Origin of the sequence: Clostridium sp. AF34-13, assembly GCF_003477845.1 — a bacterium.
Taxonomy (GTDB): Bacteria; Bacillota; Clostridia; order Lachnospirales; family Lachnospiraceae; genus Butyribacter; species Butyribacter intestini.
In genome coordinates, this window is the sequence record NZ_QUEB01000003.1 from 224,042 (window position 1) to 243,599 (window position 19,558).

The 19,558-nt window shown below is 38.5% G+C and carries 14 protein-coding genes and 2 pseudogenes; 1 reads left to right on the forward strand and 15 read right to left on the reverse strand.

Annotation, left to right across the window (positions count from 1 at the left end):
• Positions 1 to 11: 11 nt before the first annotated feature.
• The 11 genes from DWZ63_RS04335 to DWZ63_RS04385 form a co-directional block, all read right to left on the reverse strand.
• Entirely contained in the window at positions 12 to 515 is a 504-nt protein-coding gene (locus tag DWZ63_RS04335) for an antirestriction protein ArdA (RefSeq protein WP_118498827.1), read from the reverse strand.
• Positions 488 to 733, reverse strand: coding sequence for a hypothetical protein (locus DWZ63_RS04340; RefSeq protein WP_118498829.1), 246 nt, complete (start codon positions 731 to 733; stop codon positions 488 to 490). Before DWZ63_RS04340 ends, DWZ63_RS04335 begins: the two co-directional genes overlap by 28 nt.
• Positions 734 to 810: 77 nt before the next feature.
• On the reverse strand, positions 811 to 1,839 hold the full coding sequence (locus DWZ63_RS04345) for a hypothetical protein (protein ID WP_118498831.1): 1,029 nt from the start codon (positions 1,837 to 1,839) through the stop codon (positions 811 to 813).
• An 84-nt stretch (positions 1,840 to 1,923) separates the two neighbouring features.
• The gene (locus DWZ63_RS04350; protein WP_005363222.1) at positions 1,924 to 2,145 is read right to left on the reverse strand and encodes a hypothetical protein; all 222 of its coding nucleotides are present in this window, start codon (positions 2,143 to 2,145) and stop codon (positions 1,924 to 1,926) included.
• Positions 2,145 to 2,276 carry a DUF3789 domain-containing protein gene (locus DWZ63_RS04355; protein WP_005363224.1) on the reverse strand — a complete coding sequence of 44 codons (132 nt, stop codon included), beginning with the start codon at positions 2,274 to 2,276 and terminating at the stop codon, positions 2,145 to 2,147. The genes DWZ63_RS04350 and DWZ63_RS04355 overlap by 1 nt, the downstream gene beginning before the upstream one ends.
• Before the next feature lie 4 nt (positions 2,277 to 2,280).
• Positions 2,281 to 3,492: a MobT family relaxase gene (gene mobT / locus DWZ63_RS04360; RefSeq protein ID WP_118498833.1), complete on the reverse strand. Its 1,212-nt coding sequence runs from the start codon at positions 3,490 to 3,492 to the stop codon at positions 2,281 to 2,283.
• A gap of 170 nt (positions 3,493 to 3,662) precedes the next feature.
• Positions 3,663 to 5,066 (reverse strand): DUF87 domain-containing protein, encoded by a 1,404-nt coding sequence (locus tag DWZ63_RS04365; RefSeq protein WP_118498835.1) that lies wholly within the window; start codon positions 5,064 to 5,066, stop codon positions 3,663 to 3,665.
• A 97-nt stretch (positions 5,067 to 5,163) separates the two neighbouring features.
• Positions 5,164 to 5,724, reverse strand: coding sequence for a hypothetical protein (locus DWZ63_RS15925; RefSeq protein ID WP_016440013.1), 561 nt, complete (start codon positions 5,722 to 5,724; stop codon positions 5,164 to 5,166).
• A 100-nt stretch (positions 5,725 to 5,824) separates the two neighbouring features.
• Positions 5,825 to 6,211 carry a YdcP family protein gene (locus tag DWZ63_RS04375; protein WP_016440012.1) on the reverse strand — a complete coding sequence of 129 codons (387 nt, stop codon included), beginning with the start codon at positions 6,209 to 6,211 and terminating at the stop codon, positions 5,825 to 5,827.
• Positions 6,212 to 6,226: 15 nt separating this feature from the next.
• Entirely contained in the window at positions 6,227 to 6,541 is a 315-nt protein-coding gene (locus DWZ63_RS04380) for a YdcP family protein (protein ID WP_016440011.1), read from the reverse strand.
• Between the two features lie 243 nt (positions 6,542 to 6,784).
• Positions 6,785 to 10,213 (reverse strand): VaFE repeat-containing surface-anchored protein, encoded by a 3,429-nt coding sequence (locus DWZ63_RS04385; RefSeq protein WP_118498837.1) that lies wholly within the window; start codon positions 10,211 to 10,213, stop codon positions 6,785 to 6,787.
• 202 nt (positions 10,214 to 10,415) lie between these two features.
• On the opposite strand from DWZ63_RS04385, the pseudogene DWZ63_RS15930 reads away from it, so the two are divergent.
• Positions 10,416 to 10,637 (forward strand): annotated as a pseudogene (locus DWZ63_RS15930) (manganese catalase family protein); the annotation flags it as partial.
• 142 nt (positions 10,638 to 10,779) lie between these two features.
• Here the strand turns inward: DWZ63_RS15930 and DWZ63_RS04395 are convergent.
• The 4 genes and pseudogenes from DWZ63_RS04395 to DWZ63_RS15630 form a co-directional block, all read right to left on the reverse strand.
• A complete protein-coding gene (locus DWZ63_RS04395; protein WP_055945379.1) occupies positions 10,780 to 13,986 on the reverse strand; it encodes a cellulase family glycosylhydrolase in 3,207 nt (1,068 codons plus the stop codon).
• A gap of 364 nt (positions 13,987 to 14,350) precedes the next feature.
• Positions 14,351 to 16,102 (reverse strand): hypothetical protein, encoded by a 1,752-nt coding sequence (locus DWZ63_RS04400; RefSeq protein WP_118498841.1) that lies wholly within the window; start codon positions 16,100 to 16,102, stop codon positions 14,351 to 14,353.
• A gap of 415 nt (positions 16,103 to 16,517) precedes the next feature.
• Positions 16,518 to 18,680 carry a hypothetical protein gene (locus DWZ63_RS04405; RefSeq protein ID WP_118498843.1) on the reverse strand — a complete coding sequence of 721 codons (2,163 nt, stop codon included), beginning with the start codon at positions 18,678 to 18,680 and terminating at the stop codon, positions 16,518 to 16,520.
• Between the two features lie 605 nt (positions 18,681 to 19,285).
• Positions 19,286 to 19,558: pseudogene (locus tag DWZ63_RS15630) on the reverse strand (hypothetical protein); the annotation flags it as partial.

Below are 19,558 nucleotides of genomic sequence, written 5' to 3' on the forward strand. Positions count from 1 at the left end.
CACATCACCCCTTACTGATAACGGAATACACCGTTTGTTGTGAAAAGGTATCTGTCGTCCATTTCCAGCTCGTTTCCGTAGGAATGGTAGTCGATATGCTTCTGTAATTCGTGGGGAATCTCACCGAATATATTTTCCTCACAGATAAGGTATTCTGCCAGTGCTGCACCGTCACCCACATCATAGTAACGTATCTCGTCCTTATGGTCGATAAAGTCCTCGAAGCTGTCAAACCATTTCTGCTGAATGGCTTTCATTTCGTTACCGATAGGCGTACCGTCTATTTCCAGCACGAAGCGGCAAAGGGCGTTGATTTCCCATATCGGTGTGTCGGTGTTGATATGGAATGGCAGCTCATAGTCTGCAATCTCGACCTGTTCCTCATTCTCTACACCTAACTTTTCTCTGACTTCATCAAAATTTATCGGGCAGTTGAACCAGTCGCCAGAGTAACCGTCGTCCTCGTCGTGGTAAGGTTTTGTATTGTTTAACAGGTAGATTCGCATTTCCTGCATGGTCTGTCACTTCCTTTCATCATATCCAGTATTCCCATTATAACAGCATAATCTACACCGAATACATAATGGGAAAATTTTTCTAACTGTTCTTTGGGATAGGCAAGCAGTGACTGTCGTTTGATTTCTTCCCATACCTCGCGTTTTCTATAGGGCAGGTCTGAAACATCTTTACAGCCGACCAGCTCTTTCATATTCTCAAAAATATCTGTTTTCATGTTGTCCTCCAATCTTAAATTTTTACATGAAAAAAGCAGCAAACCGATATGATTTACTGCTTAAATAAATACCTGTCTTAACTTTCAGTTTTTTGCAAACTGTATTCTTCAGACAAGAAATTTGGTATATCATTCATAGATACGGGGATATACTCAGTAAATAAGTCTTTAAAATCCACAAAACCAAAATTTGGATTTCCATTTGACTCTTTACTAAGCTTTATCATATTTTTATCAAACTCTATTTTATCTCTAATTGATTTTGCAAAAAAATAATGTTCCGTGTATGCAAAAATCAAATAATTGATAAATCTTAAACATTGCTCATCTGATGAACTATTAAATTGATGTCTTAAACGACGGTAATTTTTATCCCTTTTATGATAAAAGAGTAATACAATGGTTTCATTTTCAATAGGAAAAACACATAAATGAAGATTTTGTATACGATAATCAGGGTTAGTATCGTACAAATCATTTATAATATTTCCATACATATCTTTATAAACTGCAATAGGTAATTGTGCAGCTAAAGGTACAACATACGGTAATTTCTTCCAATATAAAACTTGAAAGCAACCGGTAGAATTGTTTTTTATAATTTGTTTGTATAAATCTAAAGCATCAAGATATTCCTGTATATCTAGTCTTTGAATTTCATCAAGAACCTCCTTGTTTTCAAAACCGTTCATTTCGTTTTGTACAATATTAAATATCTCTTTTTCTTCATTTCGTTTGCTCAACATTAACAACATATTTTTTAGAGCAATTTCTGCCATCATTATATCAGTTGGATAAGTTTTCATTTTATCTGGGTTTTCGTAATCTTGAAAAAGTTCACTATCACATTTTCTACAAATAAAATGGAATGTACCAGCATTATTGATACCTTTCTCAATGTCAAGAATCTCAATTCCGATTAGTGTATTAGGGTGTAAAAGTTTCCCATTGTCAGCAATAGTTTTCAATACCATTTGCGGAATTAAATGAGAATTACAATAGCTTGTTTGTGGTTTGTCACACATAATACATTTATCTGGTTTAGCAGTATTTTTTGCCCTTTTTAATATATTAGCGAGCTTCTTTTTATTTTCTATATTGTCCATATTTTTCCTCACTTTTAAATAGAATTTACATCTAAATTATACTAGTTATTGATATATTCTACAATTCTATTTTTAACATAAAACTTATGCTCCAATAATCTTATTGAATAACTGCAACAGTACGTCTTTTACGCCAGCGGCATTGAATACCAAGCCGACAGCGATTAGGGCAATCACCAAGAATCCGATAAGTTTGGAAAACTCACGCTTGAATCCGAGATACACCCCGATAACAGCGATTGCCATAAGCACAAGGGATTGTGCGTTAGATAAAAACCAGTTGTATAAGTTCTGTCCGAAATTCATTATCTCTTTCTCCTTTCCATCATTTCAATTTCTCTGTCTGCGGCTTTTGCAGACTGCATAAGACACATAGTCACTACTCCGAATCCTGCCCCAAGTGAGAACAGGAAGAAGTCAAATAAGATATGCTTCATGTTGTCATTCCTCCTTACTGATGATTTCCTCTGTGGAAGTCGTCTGTTGTTCAATCAGCTTTTTATGACGCTCGGTGAGCTTCGCATGGTCTAAAATATCTTTGAGGTAAGTCGTACCGTTGGTATTGTCTATCTGCTGTAAGACTTTCCATGTGGGAGCTACCTGTCTGCTTATCCAGTTCAGCGTCCTTGCGAGCGTGTACGGTTCTGGTTTGGTCGTCAGTTTCAAACGCCCACGATCAGAACCGATAAAGTACGCCCATTTCTCATTGGTTTTCCATTCGCTGCGTCGCTTATCCACCTCCTTGTCAGCGAATCGCATATAGCGGTTGATAATATCAAAAGCGGTACGCTCTGCATCGTGGTAGGTCAGCAGGTCATGCACCGCATAATAGGCTCGCTCATTCTTTAGCCTTATTTCAAAACGGTTCTTGATTTTCGTATCTTCAATGGCTATGTCATACTTTGCGTATTGTTCATAGTCCTTTTCGTAGATACAGAAATAGACTTCCGATTTGAGCGAACCGACGTATAATGTATTTCCCATACCGTATTTATCCTGTTCTTGACTTCTTACAAGCTCACCGCTGCGGTAGCTCTTGAAGCTGCGGAATACGGAAATACATTCCTCATGGTTGCATTTCTCTGTCAGCTCCGGAATGTCTAAGATTCCTACCATATCGTTGATGGCAAGGTCAAGACGTTTCATCACACCTCCCTCTATCAGAGCGTCCATGAGAAAGTCATACCAGCTCCTATGCTGTGCCAAAAGGTAGCTTTCCATCTGGCGGCAGCCTTTACCTTTCAGCTCTAGCAATGTGCCTTTTTCCTTATCGGGTGAAGCCAGCACGAACACATCACCCAAGACGTAATGTTCCGCATAGGAGTAGAAGCCAAAATCCTCATGTATCATCACATCAAGCCTTAATTTAAGAATATCCTCCACAACGTGTTTTACGTCCTGTGTGGGGAATCGGATTCTGACGTAATCCAAGACCATTTCCAGCGGATTTTCTGGATTCAGTTTATCCAGAGCGTCCGTGAGTTTCACCTTGATTTCATCTGCCAAGGCTACTTTTCCAGATTCAAGCCTGCTGACATACTCTCGGCTGACACCAGCCATGACCGCAAGCTGATTCTGGGAAACGCCGTACTGTGTCCGTTTTTCTTTAAAATCATTTATCCAGTCGGTATCGTTCAGTAAAAATCCCTCCAATCGAAAAGGAATGTGACATTTACCGATTTTGTCACATTCCCTTGAATGTTTGAAAAATCCTCATATTTTAAGGATTTTTCCATATTAAATTGACTGTTTTCAGTTGATTTGTGCCCCCCTGTTAGATAACGGGGGCGAATGGTTGGTGTGGCAAGCCACACCAACACAGGCTAGTCCGTACCTGCGGCTTTCGCTTCGCACGCCGCCTGTCCGTCCTGCCTGTTTTGTGACAATCTGCCTATTTCTTTTAGGAAATCGTGTCCTTTGGGTACAAGGGGAGTGTAAAACTCGGATATGACACTCGTTCCCGTATCGACATATCCACGTCCTTTGAGCTGTTTCAGAAAAAAGTCCTTGTCTACCTCACCAAACATCATGGAATAGCCAAGCTCTGACATACGCCCCAATGCAACACGGAAGTTAAACTGGTCACGGATTCCGTCACCGAGATATTTTGCGTCTGGTCGCTGACAGGCGAGAATGAGAAAGTAACCTGCCTGTCGTCCGAGCATGACTATTTGTTTAAGCTTATTTAAAACAGCGGCGTTTTCCTTTGTCGTCAGCATTTCCATAAACGCCACATATTCATCAAAAATGAGAAAATGCGGAGCAAGACCAAGATAGGCATAGTTTTCACCCGTCTTGTAGTTCTCCATGAGTTTCATAGCTTCACTTCTTGCCATCATACCGTCATAAAATCTGTCAATACAGGCAGTTATATCTTCCTTTTTGTAATAGACTTCTGGCATGACGACGGATAAATCCGCAAGGTCGGCGTTCTTCGGGTCTAACACATACATGACCGCATTGCAGCGGAGCAGAGCTTCAATGATAGTGAGAATAAAATAGGTCTTTCCTCCACCAGTGCCGCCAGCAATCAGCATATGGGGGAGCTTGTCATACTCCCACCAGACATTTTTCATCAGACGCAGGCTGCCATGTTCCGCCTGTACTTCATTGATAGTGATTCTATTTGCGATAGTGTCATAAAGTAAGACATACTCCACATAGCTGTCCTTTAATTCTTTTGACACCAACTCACAGTACAAGCCTGTTTCCAGCTTCTTTTCCAAGTGTAAGAGCTGGTCTTGATATTTTCCCAGCGTGATTTCTGTACGGATATACAATAGTCCGTTATCCATACGGTAATACAGTTTAGGAAAATAGGTGATTTTCTCTTTTTTACTGGACGCTGGTAAATCCTTGAAGAATCCGCTTTCCTGTGTTGTTTCCGATTCATACCAGCCATTTTCAAGTATCATCTTTGCTAGCTTTTGACGGTGGAAGAGCTGCTTCACCCTGTCATACTGGAAACGCTGATACAAAAAGGCAGCAATCACACAGACCAGAGCTGACACTATGACCGTAACTATCCTATATGGCGTAACTGAAAAATGGACACTGCCATCTTGTAGAAAGCTAACCGATTCCCAGTCCGTTGTTACAATTGCCTTTAGGTTCAACAGTATAATCATAGCAAGAAACAGCAGGAGCAGCGAACCAGCCGAGAAACGAAAAACCAGTGATTTGTCGCTGGCTCTGATATGTTTTCCCCATTTTTTGAATTGTGGCATATAAAAATCTCCTTTCCATGAAAAAAAGCAGCAAACCTTATAGATTTACTGCTTATGCAATATAGAATATTAAGTTTTAATCAAGTATTAAATGATATTATTCTTGCACATAATCATCTGTTGTAATTACTTTATTTGATAATATAATTTTTCTATTTTTATCTTTTTCATCTTTATATTGCAATTCTACTTTATCAGCACCTTGAATTTTATCTAACATATCATACATAACATAGATTGATTGTTTTAATACCTGTATTTCTTTTGGAGCAATATTGGCAACTTCCATCTCATCAATATGTGAGATATGAGCAGAATATCTTCTGGTTTCTTCATTATCAGGGATAAGGGAATATTGTTCTTTTGCATTTTTATAGAATATTAGCCTAAAATCTCTCATTATTTTGGGAGTATCACTCTGATTATATATTTGAATTATATATTTTATAGAATAACCATAAAAATCTTCATCCCTTTTGCCGCCCATACTGCAACCGACATCTCGAAATGTTTGAAACTTGGCTTCGTATGAAACAAGATAATTTTTTAATTGTCCTCTTTTTTTTAATATATCAGTAACAATCAGTGTTGTAACACTACCAAGAATTGTACCGATAATTCCTTGAAAATCATTTAGTAGTTGCAAAATTTCTGACACTTAAACTCCTCCTCGTTATTAAATTTTAGTATATCACAAATCTTACTTTATGAGGAAATTATATCCTATTCCAATATTGCAAGCAACAAAACGACATGACTTATTTTTTATTCTGTGATTGCTGGTTATGGTGCTGTGGATTTCCTGCTGGCTGACCATTCTTATTCTTTAAAACAATATCATCTGCCTTGATGTACCAGTCCACGTCTGCACCTTGAAATGTAGCGGTTGCCACCGTGTCTGCCACAGGGTTGATGATTTCCACCTCTGCGTTGTAGTCAAACTCCTTTAATGGAACAGTGGCGGGAATACTTACCTGTATCATGCGTCCCTGTTCCTTACACTTCAAGTCGTAGGTACGTTCCTTGATTTCTTCAGAAACCGTACCGTCCTCATTCTGGATATGTACCTCACGACGCAACGCCGAGAACTTCAACACTCCGAATGTCTTTTCCTTATCAATAATGATTCCATTTGCTAATCTCATATAAATTTTTCCTCCTTATGCTTTCACCATATCGTCCGCTGACAGGATATAGTTTGTGAATCCTCTTGTACCGATTTTGTAACCCTCTGCGGTGATTTTTGGATTGATAAGTTTTACTTTTTCCTCTGATTCAAAGTTCTTCTCACCAGCAGAAGCAGGCAGCACCACGATAATATCATCTGCTCTCTGCACGTCCGAATAAAGGTTGAAGCTACGGGAAACGACCGTCATACGTCCGTTGATCCTACGCTGTTCCACCTTATTCTCACCTGCAAATTCCAAATTCCCGAATGTTCTTTCCATGTTAGGGATAACGTGTTTTAATTCCATAAATGTATTTACCTCTTTTCTTTCTATATTTTTAATGATTGATAGTGTCATTCTGCTGTCTGGATAGTATCTGTCTGCCTGTGAATCATCAAGGGCAAGCGTTGTGCTTGAAGCACCCTTGACAATCCCCATTCAGAAAGATAAATGATAATCAAGCAGAATTTGGTTAAGCTGTCAGTTACAGACTGACTTCTTTATGGTGGGCGGTGAACGGGAAGTTTTCATATACTGTGACCTCCCGTATTATTTAACTTTCTTTACTTTGCGAAATCTCTTATATCCTGCAAAAATAAGACCAGCAGCGGAAATCCCCATCATAGCGAACAATGCGGCAAATGGTGTATTGTCACCTGTCTTTGGTGAATTGCCTGTTCTTGTTGGTGTGCTGGGTTCTTCTGATGTGGCAGGGGATTCTGGTTTTTCTTTGACTGTCACCGTCTGCCCCTTATCCTTGATGTCCTTATGTTCAGCTACTTTGATAGGATCGTCTGGATTTGTCACGTCATATAATTCCTCAAATGTGACAAGCTCTTTTCCTGCAAGCTCACTGGCATTGAATGTAAATGCAATCTGAACTTCCATCTTCGTATCGGTAGCGGTGAAAGTAAGGTCATTTTCTACACGTTTACCATTTATGATAAGCTCTGCATTTTCAGACTTCACCATTTCCCAGCCTTTGAGCTGATATTTCACACCTTTTTCAAGTCCGTCTAAAGTGACGGTATCAACGATAGTCACATCTTTACCAGCTTCGATTGTCTTTTTCCCTGTTGCCTTGTCGGTAGCGGTTGTATGCATGGTAATGATACGCTCTGTGATTGTCACAGTCTGTCCGTCGTCCTCAATGTCCTTATGTTCTGCTACCTTTGTAGGCTCGTCTGGATTGGATAAATCGTACAATTCCTCAAATGTCACAAGCTCCTTGCCTGCAAGCTCGCTGGCATTGAATGTAAATGTAATCTGAACTTCCATCTTCGTGTCCGTAGCGGTGAAAGCAAGGTCATTTTCCACACGCTCACCACCCACAAGAAGCTCTGCATTTTCAGATTTCACCATTTCCCAACCTTTAAGCTGATATTTTGTTCCTTTTTCCAAGCCATCTAAAGTGACCGTATCAATGACAGTCACCTCTTTACCAGCAACAATCATCTTTTCACCTGTTGCCTTGTCGGTAGCTGTGGTATGAATGGTGATGATTCTTTCCTCGATTCTCACAGTCTGCCCGTCGTCCTCAATGTCCTTATGTTCTGCCATCTTGATAGGCTCGTCTGGATTGGATAAATCGTACAATTCCTCAAAAGTTACAAGATCTTTACCACCAAGAGCAGAAGCATTGAATGTATAAGAAACCTCAACTTCCATCTCTGATTTTTTTGCAGTGAAAGTGTAATCACTTTCCACAGGCTCACCATCAATAAGAAGCTGTGCGTTTTCAGACTTCACCATCTGCCAGCCTTTTAGTTGATACTTCGTACCTTTTGTAAGTCCGTCTAAAGTGACGGTATCAACGATAGTCACGCTTTTACCAGCGACAATTGATTTTTCGCCTGTTGCCTTATCAGCAGCGGTAGTATGGATAGAGATTTCTGGTTCATAATCATCTGTCAATGTACCCAAATGAATGACAGTCTTATTTCTTGAAACTATCACATCAAAAGCAGGAATCAGTGTCATTCCTTTGTTGGAATCACAGCGTAATTCCTCGATTGTATAGGTATCGTAGAGCAACGCACCTTTGCTGTCGTCTGGTGTGGAAGTACCGAACCAGATACCGTCCTCACTGTTTTCGCCAGCGTTGGTGTTCTGTGTATGAGATACCCAGTCAGCAGCGGTAGAGAACTGACCGTTTGCGTCCGTCACAATGATGTGGCTTTCGCCTGTGGTCTTGCTTGTGATCCTGAACGGAACATTCGCAAGTCGCTTATGAGTACCGTCACCGATTTTCACACCCTCCAAGTCACCACGTTTAATCTGATTGTAGATGGAATGTGCTTCGTCAGTTAAGTCAACGATTTTTCCATTCTCTGTGATTTCAAACTCAATCGGTTTTGCACCGTCCGTCAAATATCCCTCTGGGGCGTTGCTTTCTTCTAAGCGGTATTTTCCATAAGGTAAAGTATCTGCGGCAGTCGTAGCGATACCGTCAACGCCTGTATGGATTGTCTTGACTGTTTCATTTTTGTTGTATAATTTGCCATCTACCAATACCGCATTATCATTTAAGGAAATGATTTCAAAGGCAGTATCTTTCAATGTTGCACCGCCTTGTGGTTTTGTGTCTTTTGTTTCAAGGTCACGCTTTTGGATTCTCACACCTCCACGGATAATCTTGTCCGATACGGAATACTGGTTGCTGCCGCTTAATGCTGCAAGTTCGCCATCTTCTGTAATCTGTGCCACATATACGCCTTTTATCTGTTCAGAACTTCCAGCGGCTTGCATATAAGCACCATCTAACAAGTAACCGTTTGGAGCAGCTTTTTCTTCTACAGTGATAGTACCAAGCGGTAAACAGATAGTACCGTTTTGTGTATAGAAGCTGTCACCAGATACCTTATAGGAATCTGCCAATCTTGTGATATAGTGGATAGTGTTATCGCTGCCTTTTTCCGCTTTTGTCTTTGTCGTCCATGTGCGTGTTGGTTCTGATGGAAGATTATCTTTTGTGTAATAACCGTCATAATACTTCCAGACGAACTCCGCACCCTCTAAAGAAGCGTTACCCTGTGCGGTTGCTTTTCCTGTTTCCATATCAATCTTGAAAAGCTCAACCAAAGTGTCTGTGACTTTTGGTGTATCGCTGACTTTCAATGTGGAAGTTTCACCAGCCTTTACCGTAAGGGTATAGACGTTGTTATCTAACTGGAATCCTTTTGGAGCTTCGATTTCTTTTACATAGTATGTAGAAGCTCTCAACTCCACCGTATCCGTATTCCCGTTGCCATCTGTCATAAGTGTGGCAACTGATTTCGTGCAGCCTTTATCAGAATAGACACCATAAGTCGCACCAGATAAAGAATAGCAGTCATTAGATTTTGTAATCGCTGTATTACTGGACGATTTCTGAATCTTGCCATCACCGACAGCTAACTTCGCCCAGAACTGTCCTAAGTCCTGTCCTTCACCAACATAGATGTAACCACCGCAATCGTAACGGTCTTTATTTTCTTTAGCGAAAGCCTTTGCGTTCTCATAGATTTCTGACTGGATTTTCTCTGACACTTCATCATAGGCAGCTCGTACATTGTTGTACCCCCAGCCTAAGTGAACGCTCAATCTTCGCCAGACAACACATTGTTCCAACAGATAGACTTGTTTGCTGGAAAGACTGTGCTTTTCTGCATACTGTTTGACGTATTCCAGATTCAACGCCACATCAGATATTTGGTCGTCGCTCATTCGCTCCGTTGCATTGATACGATTCTTATATCCCGATTGGAAATTTGTGTTTATATCAATACAGTAGGCAATCTGCCCGTCAGCGTTCATTATGCTTTCTTCAAAGCTGGAAACCTCTGAACCGCCATTGTCAATCTTGACGATTGTTCCTGCTTTACCGTCCGTAGTAGTATAGACGGAATCCGCAGCATGAACCTGTGTGACAGGTAATGCAGTAAATACGGTTGCAAGGGTAAGTACACCTGTAAGCAATCGCTTCATAATCTTTTTCATAATGTTTGATTCTCCTTTCATTTTGGGTAAAAAAATAGACGCTCATTGTTGAACGTCTTAGTTGCTGAAACCATTGGAACTATGTAGGATAGCTTGCTTCATCTTCATTTTTCTATGTTTTTGTTCTTATGCAATCGTAGCAGGAAAAGGCTTGTCCTACGCAAAATGGCGTATTTTCAAGGGTTTCCAGCTATGTTGTTCTTACGAGGTCGCACCAGAGCAGAAGGCCCGCCTGACTTATGATAATATTCTTCGTATAGTAAAAGACCCTGAAGTTGCAGAACCTATCCGTTTCCTCAGAGAAAGAGAAATTGTTCATTTCCAGAGATTTGGCGAATGTCTCAGACGCACTCAGGAAAACCTTGACTGTCGAAACTTTTATGCTTTTAATCAGCAGATTGATAAAAAGAACTGTGGAAAATAATCAGCATAACCGGTTTTAAGAAATAAATAAACAAGCCGAACGCAGATACTTTATTCTGTATTCGGCTTGTTTTAATGCTTATTTAACTAAAAGTCAGTGATACACTATACAAAATATTCTATTTACACTATCTGTTAAGATTTTAACCCTCGTAAACAGTAATTCCTGTCACTGCAGGTTTTCCTGCAAATGTTATATAGAGGTATGGCTCTGTTTCAAGTGCTTTTAACAATGTATCATTAAGCACTATTCCTTTTCCATGGAATTCTGAATACTTAAGGTCATATGTATTCTTTCCGCTTCCGCCAACTTTGTCTGATGTTCCAATAGTCACTGTTTCGACAAAGTCCTCTGTATCTGATATATCTAAGAAGTTGAATGCAACAACCGGCTTCTTATACTTAGATAAATCAATCTTTAAGAATGCCTGATAGCCCCAGTCATTAAAGCCAAGCTCTGTTGTATCTCCGTCAATTGATGATTTTGATGATGACTCAGGTACAAATGCTTCAACAGAACCTTTTGTTACCTTTGTTCCACCTTCTTCTGTTGTGTATATATCATCTCCTACGAGGTTTCCACCGCCGTTCTTGTACCACTTTCCTGTCCATTCAAAGCCTGCTTTGAGGTTATTTACATTTGTTGTTTCAAGATAATCTGCGATTGAACCGTCTGTTGTTGTTCCGTTTGTATTTATCTTTGAACTTGTATCACCTGTTGAACCTGTGATTGTATTGTAGAGTACGGCAATGTCATTGTATCTCATCTTACAGTTGTCTTTATCCATGTACTGATTTGTCTCCCAAAGTACAGGTAAAATATGATGTTTAGCTGCAATAGTCATTGTATCATTTAACCACTGTGCAACACCCTCCTGCTTTGGATTGCAAACACTGAACTCACCCATGATGATTCCGTATCCTGCATTGTAGAATTTATCCATCTTTGTGAAGTATGTTTCTGTTGCTTCTTTGTCTTTCTGTGTATAGATACCGCTGCCACCGTCTCCACAGAAATCCCATGGTGTATAGTAATGAACTGAAACGCTGAGTTTAGTAGTTCCATTTTCTGCTGTATCTGTTGGCATCTTAAATTTGTCATCACAAGTCTTGTCAATGTTTGTATCATAACCTGCGATAAGGAGATGTCTGTATGCGTTGTTTCCGCCTGTACTGCGGACAATGTCTACAAATTTCTGGTTAATCTTATTTGCCATTTCGTATCTCTCATCCTCTGTAAGGTTTCCTGAGATAGCCTTTGTATCATTGTCATCTTTTGGTACACAATAACCACTTTCATAGATTGCGTCGTTTAATCTGTCACCAAGTTCCTCGTTTGCACCTTCAAAAATGAGATGATCTGAATAATCCTTAAATCTGTCACAAATCTGTGTCCAATATCTACTATATCTCTTCCATGCTTCTGCACGTTTTGTCTCATCGGCAGTTTTTTTTCCGTCAGCATCTTCCTTGCACGCACCAAACTGTCCCCACCACTGAGAATCCCAATGATCGTTGACAATTACATACATACCACAGTTTAATGCGTAGTTTACAACTTCTTCTACACGACCGAGGTATTTTTCATTGATAGTATATGTTCCATCCTCTGAATCCATGTTTGACCATGCTACAGGAATACGGATAGTATTAAAGCCATATGAACGGAGTGACTGGATATAAGCTTCTGTTGTAATAGGCTGCCCCCATGCCTGCTCAAATACTGTAGCATCTGTAGCAGCAACCTTGTCAGCATAAGTTCCTAAAGTAGCTTCAAGAGTATTTCCGAGGTTTACACCCTCCCCCATCTCATTTTCAATGAGCCACTGTGTAGAAACATCTTTACGAACAGTACCGTTGTCTTTAACAGTCATGTTTGCTGAAGTCCCGCCCTTTATCGAAACGGTTCTCTCTTCACCGACATTTGTTGAAGTCTCCGGCAGTTTCACGCGGAGTGTAATATCTTTATCCTCAAGCTGTCCGTAAAAACCGCCATCTGCAACTGTTACATCTTTTGTAATAGTCTTTGTTGCTGTTTTTCCATCAATTCTCTTATATGCAATCTTAAATGTAACCTTTGCACTTCCGGCAGCTACACCAAATATCTCAGCAGAATATGTAAGACCTGATGTCTTCTCATTCTTAATTTTGATTATTTTTTCATCTGCACTTGAAGCAGTAACCTTTGTCACACTCTTAACATTTTCAGCAGTAATTGCAACAGTTCCAGCTTTTCCGCTCACAAGTCCACTTGTAGCATATTTTGTGGCAAAAATAGGTGTATAAACCTTTTTAATGCTCTTAGCACCGGCTGCCTTAATCTTTTTAGCATTTGCATCAACTGAACTTCCTGAAATGCTAATCTTTTTAGTACAACCTTTAAATGCATTCTTTGCAACAGACGATAATTTACCGTTTACCACAAGTTTTGTAAGTTTCTTGCAATTTGCAAATGCTGAAGATGCAATCTTTGTCACACCTTTTCCAAGTGTAACAGATGTTGCTTTTGCTGCTTTGAAAACATTTGCATTAACAGCAGATACCGTATATGTCGCGCCTGATGCCTTAACTGTATTTGGAACTGATAGTGTCTTTGCTTTCTTTCCCTTTGTAGAAAGCTTTGTAATTGCAACTTTGCCATTTGTATCTTCTGTAGCGGCAGTTGTTACCTTATATGTATAATTTCCGCTTGTAAATGTAGCTCCAGCCTTTTTTCCATATGTCTTTGTAAACTTAGGAACACCTGTTATCTTAAATGAAATCTCAATATCGGATTTAGGCATTGTTGTAAGTTTGCCCTGTTTGAAAGGAATAGTGCTTGAAAGATTCCATCCGTCATAACCTGTATAACTGAATACACTATAACCGTTTGCCTCATATGATTTTGTATGTGGAAGTTCTACTCCTGCTGCTCCCTCTACCTCATTACCATCAATTTTTAATGTTGCATCTGTGACTTTTATGCTGTCTGCTGATTTAAGAGGAATATCTGTCGAAATTCCCATCATGTTAAACGCATCTGCTCCTGTAAGGTCAACACCTGAAATCTTAACAGTGTACTCTCCGTCACCTTCTTTTAAAAGAACATCCGTAATCTCTGCTTTCTCTGTCACATCCTGACCACCGGCCTGCACATAAGAATACTCTTTTCCTGTTTTAAGCGGATCTCTGTAATCCCATGTCTTTGTCTGATAATAAAGATAAGCGTGATAACCGTCTTCTTTCCAGACTGAACTTATTGCAGCACTTGCCGGCTTTGCACCATTCACTGCACCTACACCTGTAAACGATGCAACAACCATAGCAGTTGACAATGCAGCAGCTAATAATTTTTTAGTTGTTTTTCTCATATAATTCTCCTCTCACATAATTTTAATTCATTTTATACCTTTTATAAGTAACAGTTTTGTCATAAATATAGCAATAGAATTGGCAAACTCAAATATTGCAATATATTTTTATAGCTGAACTGTTATTATTATGTTCATATTTTATTATATTTTTGTTAATATTTATATCCTGACTTTTAGATATATTATACATGTTTTTTAATATATACGGCATTTATAAACACCTGTTGCATACTCAATCGGACATCTTCAATCTACTCTTTATCTGTTCATAACACAAAGAGAGCACACCTATTGGTGTGCCCTCCCTGAAAGCTCTTTCGATTTGTTTTCCTTAATTGTGGGAATTCAAACTTATTAAATATTATTTAACTACTACGCTGACTTTTGCGGACTTCTTACCATATTTAAGTGTAGCAGTTGTCTTACCTTTCTTAAGTCCCTTAACCTGGAATGTTACCTGTCCTTTTGCAGTCTTTTTAACTGTGACTTTTGCAACTTTCTTGTTCTTTACAGAGACTTTAATCTTCTTAGCCTTAACTTTCTTAGTTACCTTTGCAAGTGCAACTGTGTATTTTGCTATCTTTTTCTTCTTAACATTTGCTGTCTTAGCAACAGTTACTTTAATAGTAGACTTCTTAGAACCAGCCTTAAGTGTGATTGTAGCTGTCTTGCCCATAACTGCTGTCTTCTTAGCTGTGATTGTAACATTCTTCTTAGATTTGTTTACCTTAACTGTTACAGCCTTGTTGTTGCTTGTAGCCTTAACTGTTGATGTACCCTTAACTGTGTACTTAACTGTTGCAGACTTAGATGGAGCAACCGAAACCTTAGACTTAGCAGCCTTGATAGATACTGTTGAAGAAGCTTTCTTTGTTGTTACATTGAAGTTTACTACAATTTTATCATTAGCTTTAACAGGAGCTTTGTTTAACTTATCAATAGTTGTAACTTTTTCATCCTGCCAGTTAACACCAGTCTTGTCAAAGAGACCATTCCATGGATTTACGATGTTGAATCTGTAGTTCTTTGAAACTGTCTGATCTGCAAATCCCCAGCATCCTTTGTTATCTATAGCGTATGTCTTGTCACCAATCTTTACATTCTTAACTGTGAATGCAAAGTTGTCTGCAAGACTTCCATAATAAAGGTCTGTGTCAAGCATCATTAAGTAGATTCCTTTTGAATCACTTGTTGCTGTGTATTCGATAGAGTAATCACCATCTTTTGTTACATTGACACTCTTGTCACCCCAAGACTGCTCGCCCCAAGTATCATCACCAACATAGTCGAATGAAACATTGAAGTTACCCATCTGACCTTTAGCAACCGGTGCCGGTGTCTCTGTTGGTGCAGGTGTATTCTTAAGCTGATCCTCAAGAGCTGCTTTTGATGCTGCAAGTGCTGAGTTTGATGCTGCAAGTGCTTTGTTCTCTGTCTCAAGAGCTGCCTTTGATGCTGCAAGTGACTTGTTGTCTTTTTCAAGGGCTGCTTTTGATGCTACGAGTGAAGCATTGTCTTTCTCAAGGGCTGCTTTTGATGCTACGAGTGAAGCATTGTTTTTCTCAAGGGCTGCCTTTGATGCTGCAAGTGCTTCATTCTCTTTCTTAAGTGCATCTAAAGTATCCTCATAATCCTCAAGACCGGTTACCTTGTATGTAAATGTAATCTCATCGCCTTTTTCTGCCACAAAATCTTTGAAAGATTTATCTGTTGTATTAACTTCATATAAATCTGAATTATTGTAATCTCCAGTTACATTCTTTGCTAATACATTCTTCTCAGCAACTTCAACTTTAACAATCTTTAAAGAGAAATCACAGTCATCAACATATTTTACATCAGTAGCTGTCTTTGTTTCACCAAAGTTTGCTCCTTTAAGAGCACCTGCTGTAGCTGCATCTGCAAAAGTTGTTGTAACTTTAACTGTTCCATCCTCTTTAACAGTAGCGTATTTTTCAGTTAAAGTTTTACCTGTAAGTGTTAATTTAACACCATCTTTGTTATTAACTTTAGCTGCATCTGCCTTTAATGTACCTACATTTGCACCTGTCAATACTAACGCTGTTGAAAGTGCTAAGGAAAGAGCTTTTTTTGTTCCCTTTGTTAATCTCATTAACATATCCTCCTTCTCCCTATCATATATAGGGTTGCATAATTTTTGAAACGATAAAGTTGTAGTCCGCACTCAACCCTATAAGCCGTTTCGTTACATCTAACATAGTAACAGAATAACATTTTCAAATAAACAGTAAAAATGCATAATAATTCCAGCTTTTTTTGTGCACTTTGTATATTTATTAGATATTTCTACATAAAATACAAGAGTTTTTTCAGTGATTTTTCCCATATTATCAACATTATAGTTAAGGCTAATTTTTGACAATATTTGGAATAGAATTTTTTAAAAATCATAATAATTCCGCCTTAATTTTGCTATAATCAAAGAAAAACAGAGACGAATTTTTACATTCGCCTCTGCTTTTTATTTCAAAAATTATGCTTTGGAAAATTTTATTATATTATGGCAATTATTTTACTTTAACTGTTACCTTAACTGATTTCTTACCAATCTTGATTGTAAGTTTTGAAGTACCTTTCTTAGCACCCTTAACTGTTACTGTTACTTTACCCTTAGAAACTTTCTTGCCTGTAATCTTAGCAATCTTTGACTTAGAAGATTTAGCTGTTAATTTATCTGTTGTTGCTTTCTTCTTATTCTGAGCTGTAACCTTAACTGTTATTTTTGCTTTCTTGCCCTTCTTAATCTTTACTGTTTTCTTAGCTGCTTTTGCACTCTTAACAGGGTTTGCAACCTTAACTGTGATAGTTGCTTTCTTTCCTGCACTTGTAAGTGTAATCTTAGCTGAAGAACCCTTTGTTGCTTTCTTAGGTACTGAAATCTTAATTTTCTTGCTGCTTGTTACTTTTACTGTTGCAAGTTTCTTATTAGAAGTCTTAGCTGATGCCTTAACTGCTTTTCCTGCCTTATTAAGTGCTTTATAAGAAACTGTTGTTGACTTTCCTGCTGCTACTGTTACTGTTTTCTTAGAAACTGTTACTTTAGCTTTTGATTTTGCACTAGTGCTGCTCTTCATTCCTGATACAGTAAATGATACCTTGATTGTATCTCCTTTCTTTACAGGTACTGTTCCAAGTCCATCAATAGATGTTACGGCAGGGTCAACATATGTTACACCATCTGAACCAATAGGTCCGTTATATGGATTTACAATGTTGTATCTGTAAGCGTTTGTTTCTTCCTGGTCTGAGAAGCACCATCCGCCTTTCGCATTTACTTTGTAATCTGTCTTTCCAACAGAAACAGTTGTAGGAACAAGCTTAAAGTCTTTGTTTAATGAACCTTTGTAAAGGTCTGTTGAAAGAATCATCATAAAGATGTCAGTTGTATCAGACTGAGCAGTGTAGCTGATTTCATATTTTCCATCACCAGTTACATCAACTGACTTGTCTCCCCATGACTGCTCGCCCCATTTGTCATCTGCTACATAGTTAAATGCAACATTAAATTTATCCATATTTCCCTTAGGAGCTTCTGTCGGAGCTGGTGTTGCATCGCTTGTTGGTGCTGGTGTATTTGATGTTACAGGTGCCGGTGTATTTGTTGCTCCGCTTGTTGGGGCTGTTGTTGCTCCATTTGTTGGGGCTGTTGTTGCTCCATTTGTTGGGGCTGTTGTTGCTCCATTTGTTGGGGCTGTTGAAGGCTTTGTTGACACTGCAGGTGCTGATGAAACTTCTGCTGTTGGTGTCGGTGTTGCTAAAGCTTCTTTAACAACGAGAGTACAATCTTTCCCACCTGATAATTTATATGTAGTTCCATCAATATCTGTTTTTGTTCCCATATAAATCTTAGGTGTATCTGCATTCATATCTGCATCATCACTTGCTGATATATAGAACTCATCTGTCTCATCATCAAACCAAGCCTTTACACCTTTGATAGCAGTATATGTTTTGTCATATGCCCATCCGTCAAATTCAATAGTTCTTGTTGAATTTGGTTTTGTTACAGGTGCAGAAATCTTAATTGTCTCTCCACGATGAATAGTAATCTCATCTTTGACATTTGACATATCAATAGTTGGTTTTGCTGAACTGTCATAATACTCTACTGTAACAGTATAATTAATATTTGTCCAATCCTCACTAGCTTCATCTTTAATATTTAAAAGGAATTTACTTCCGCTATCTTTTATTGCATCTGCGATAACCTTTGATGAGTCACCATCTCCTACATAATTCCAAGAACCACAAGTATCACTGTCTGTTCCATTAAACTTAGTAACAACACTTCCGCCATAATAGTACTGATTGCAATCTCCTGTACCTGCTAATGTGATAGTTGGTGTTTTATAACCCTTTGTGCTAGAAACAACTTCAGAAAAATCAATTCCAAGTCCATGTACTGTTTTTGCACTTTCTTTATCTGTTACATAAAACTTACCATTATCATCTGTACCATTATTAAATATTTTCTGTTCTTTTGTAACATCTTTTCCATCAAGAGTTACACTTGTTAATTTGTTATCTTTTACTGTTGCGACATATGAATGTGTCGTATCATCCGCTTCTGCTGCCTTACTTTTTGTACTCCCAATGTTTGCACTTGTAATAATGAGTGCTGTTGAAAGAGCTAAAGAAAGGGCTTTTCTCATTCCTTTTTTTAATCTCATTAAGAAATCCTCCTTCTCCCATCTCTATGGGTAATAAATTGTTAATTTACTTTTGCTTAAAGCAGAAATCATCGGTCTTTATTGCACCCATCAAACTGCCTTTAACATTTGAACAAAATATTAACACAGTGTTAATATTTTTTATACCTGCAAATTTAGCAATTTTATACATTGATTTTTTTTAATTTTATAATTTCGGTAACAGTTCAGCCATAAAAATGTAATTGGCAATACAATGAGCTTGTTCATTGTATTGTTAAGTACATTTTTATGGTAGAATAGCCTTTCATTTCTGAAATGATGGCAAATCCCTCTCGAGCACGCTCAGATGGAACAAATTTATTTGTTCCATCCTCACTTTGCTTTCGCGTAAATAAACAAAAAGCTGCAAAGCAGCAACTGACAGCTTGCTGCTTTGCAGGTTTATGAATGTAATAAATGAAAGGCTGAACTGTTACCAATTTTGAAGCGTTTTGAGTTATTTTGATTATTATAATTATGTTTATATTATTGGTATTTATTTGCTTTTTAACACAGAATGTCAAATCATATTCCAATAAATGAACTTCGTAGAATTGCGAATACGGCTTGATTTATCCTCCCTCCTACACCTGCTCCGTCTCAATTTCTTTTATCAGCTCAATCACCTTTTCCTCTGTTTCTTCTACTTCATCTGCTATCTGTAGAATTGTTTTTCCTTTTGCCAGTTTCTTTCTTATCTGATTTTTTAATCCCTCACATCTTCCACGGTTTTCTCCACGAGCTTCTCCTATTTCAATCCCACGGGCTTCTCCACGGGCTTCTCCAATTTCAATCCCACGGGCCTCTCCTGCTTCTTCGCCTTTCCTATACTGTTCTTCTCTTTCAAGTCTCATGTG

What these genes read in the sequence shown, in the direction of transcription:
- DWZ63_RS04335 (WP_118498827.1), bottom strand. Translation starts at nt 515, where the DNA reads ATGCAGGAAATGCGAATCTACCTGTTAAACAATACAAAACCTTACCAC.
- DWZ63_RS04340 (WP_118498829.1), bottom strand. Translation starts at nt 733, where the DNA reads ATGAAAACAGATATTTTTGAGAATATGAAAGAGCTGGTCGGCTGTAAA.
- DWZ63_RS04345 (WP_118498831.1), bottom strand. Translation starts at nt 1,839, where the DNA reads ATGGACAATATAGAAAATAAAAAGAAGCTCGCTAATATATTAAAAAGG.
- DWZ63_RS04350 (WP_005363222.1), bottom strand. Translation starts at nt 2,145, where the DNA reads ATGAATTTCGGACAGAACTTATACAACTGGTTTTTATCTAACGCACAA.
- DWZ63_RS04355 (WP_005363224.1), bottom strand. Translation starts at nt 2,276, where the DNA reads ATGAAGCATATCTTATTTGACTTCTTCCTGTTCTCACTTGGGGCAGGA.
- DWZ63_RS04365 (WP_118498835.1), bottom strand. Translation starts at nt 5,066, where the DNA reads ATGCCACAATTCAAAAAATGGGGAAAACATATCAGAGCCAGCGACAAA.
- DWZ63_RS04375 (WP_016440012.1), bottom strand. Translation starts at nt 6,211, where the DNA reads ATGAGATTAGCAAATGGAATCATTATTGATAAGGAAAAGACATTCGGA.
- DWZ63_RS04380 (WP_016440011.1), bottom strand. Translation starts at nt 6,541, where the DNA reads ATGGAATTAAAACACGTTATCCCTAACATGGAAAGAACATTCGGGAAT.
- DWZ63_RS04385 (WP_118498837.1), bottom strand. Translation starts at nt 10,213, where the DNA reads ATGAAAAAGATTATGAAGCGATTGCTTACAGGTGTACTTACCCTTGCA.
- DWZ63_RS04395 (WP_055945379.1), bottom strand. Translation starts at nt 13,986, where the DNA reads ATGAGAAAAACAACTAAAAAATTATTAGCTGCTGCATTGTCAACTGCT.
- DWZ63_RS04400 (WP_118498841.1), bottom strand. Translation starts at nt 16,102, where the DNA reads ATGAGATTAACAAAGGGAACAAAAAAAGCTCTTTCCTTAGCACTTTCA.
- DWZ63_RS04405 (WP_118498843.1), bottom strand. Translation starts at nt 18,680, where the DNA reads ATGAGATTAAAAAAAGGAATGAGAAAAGCCCTTTCTTTAGCTCTTTCA.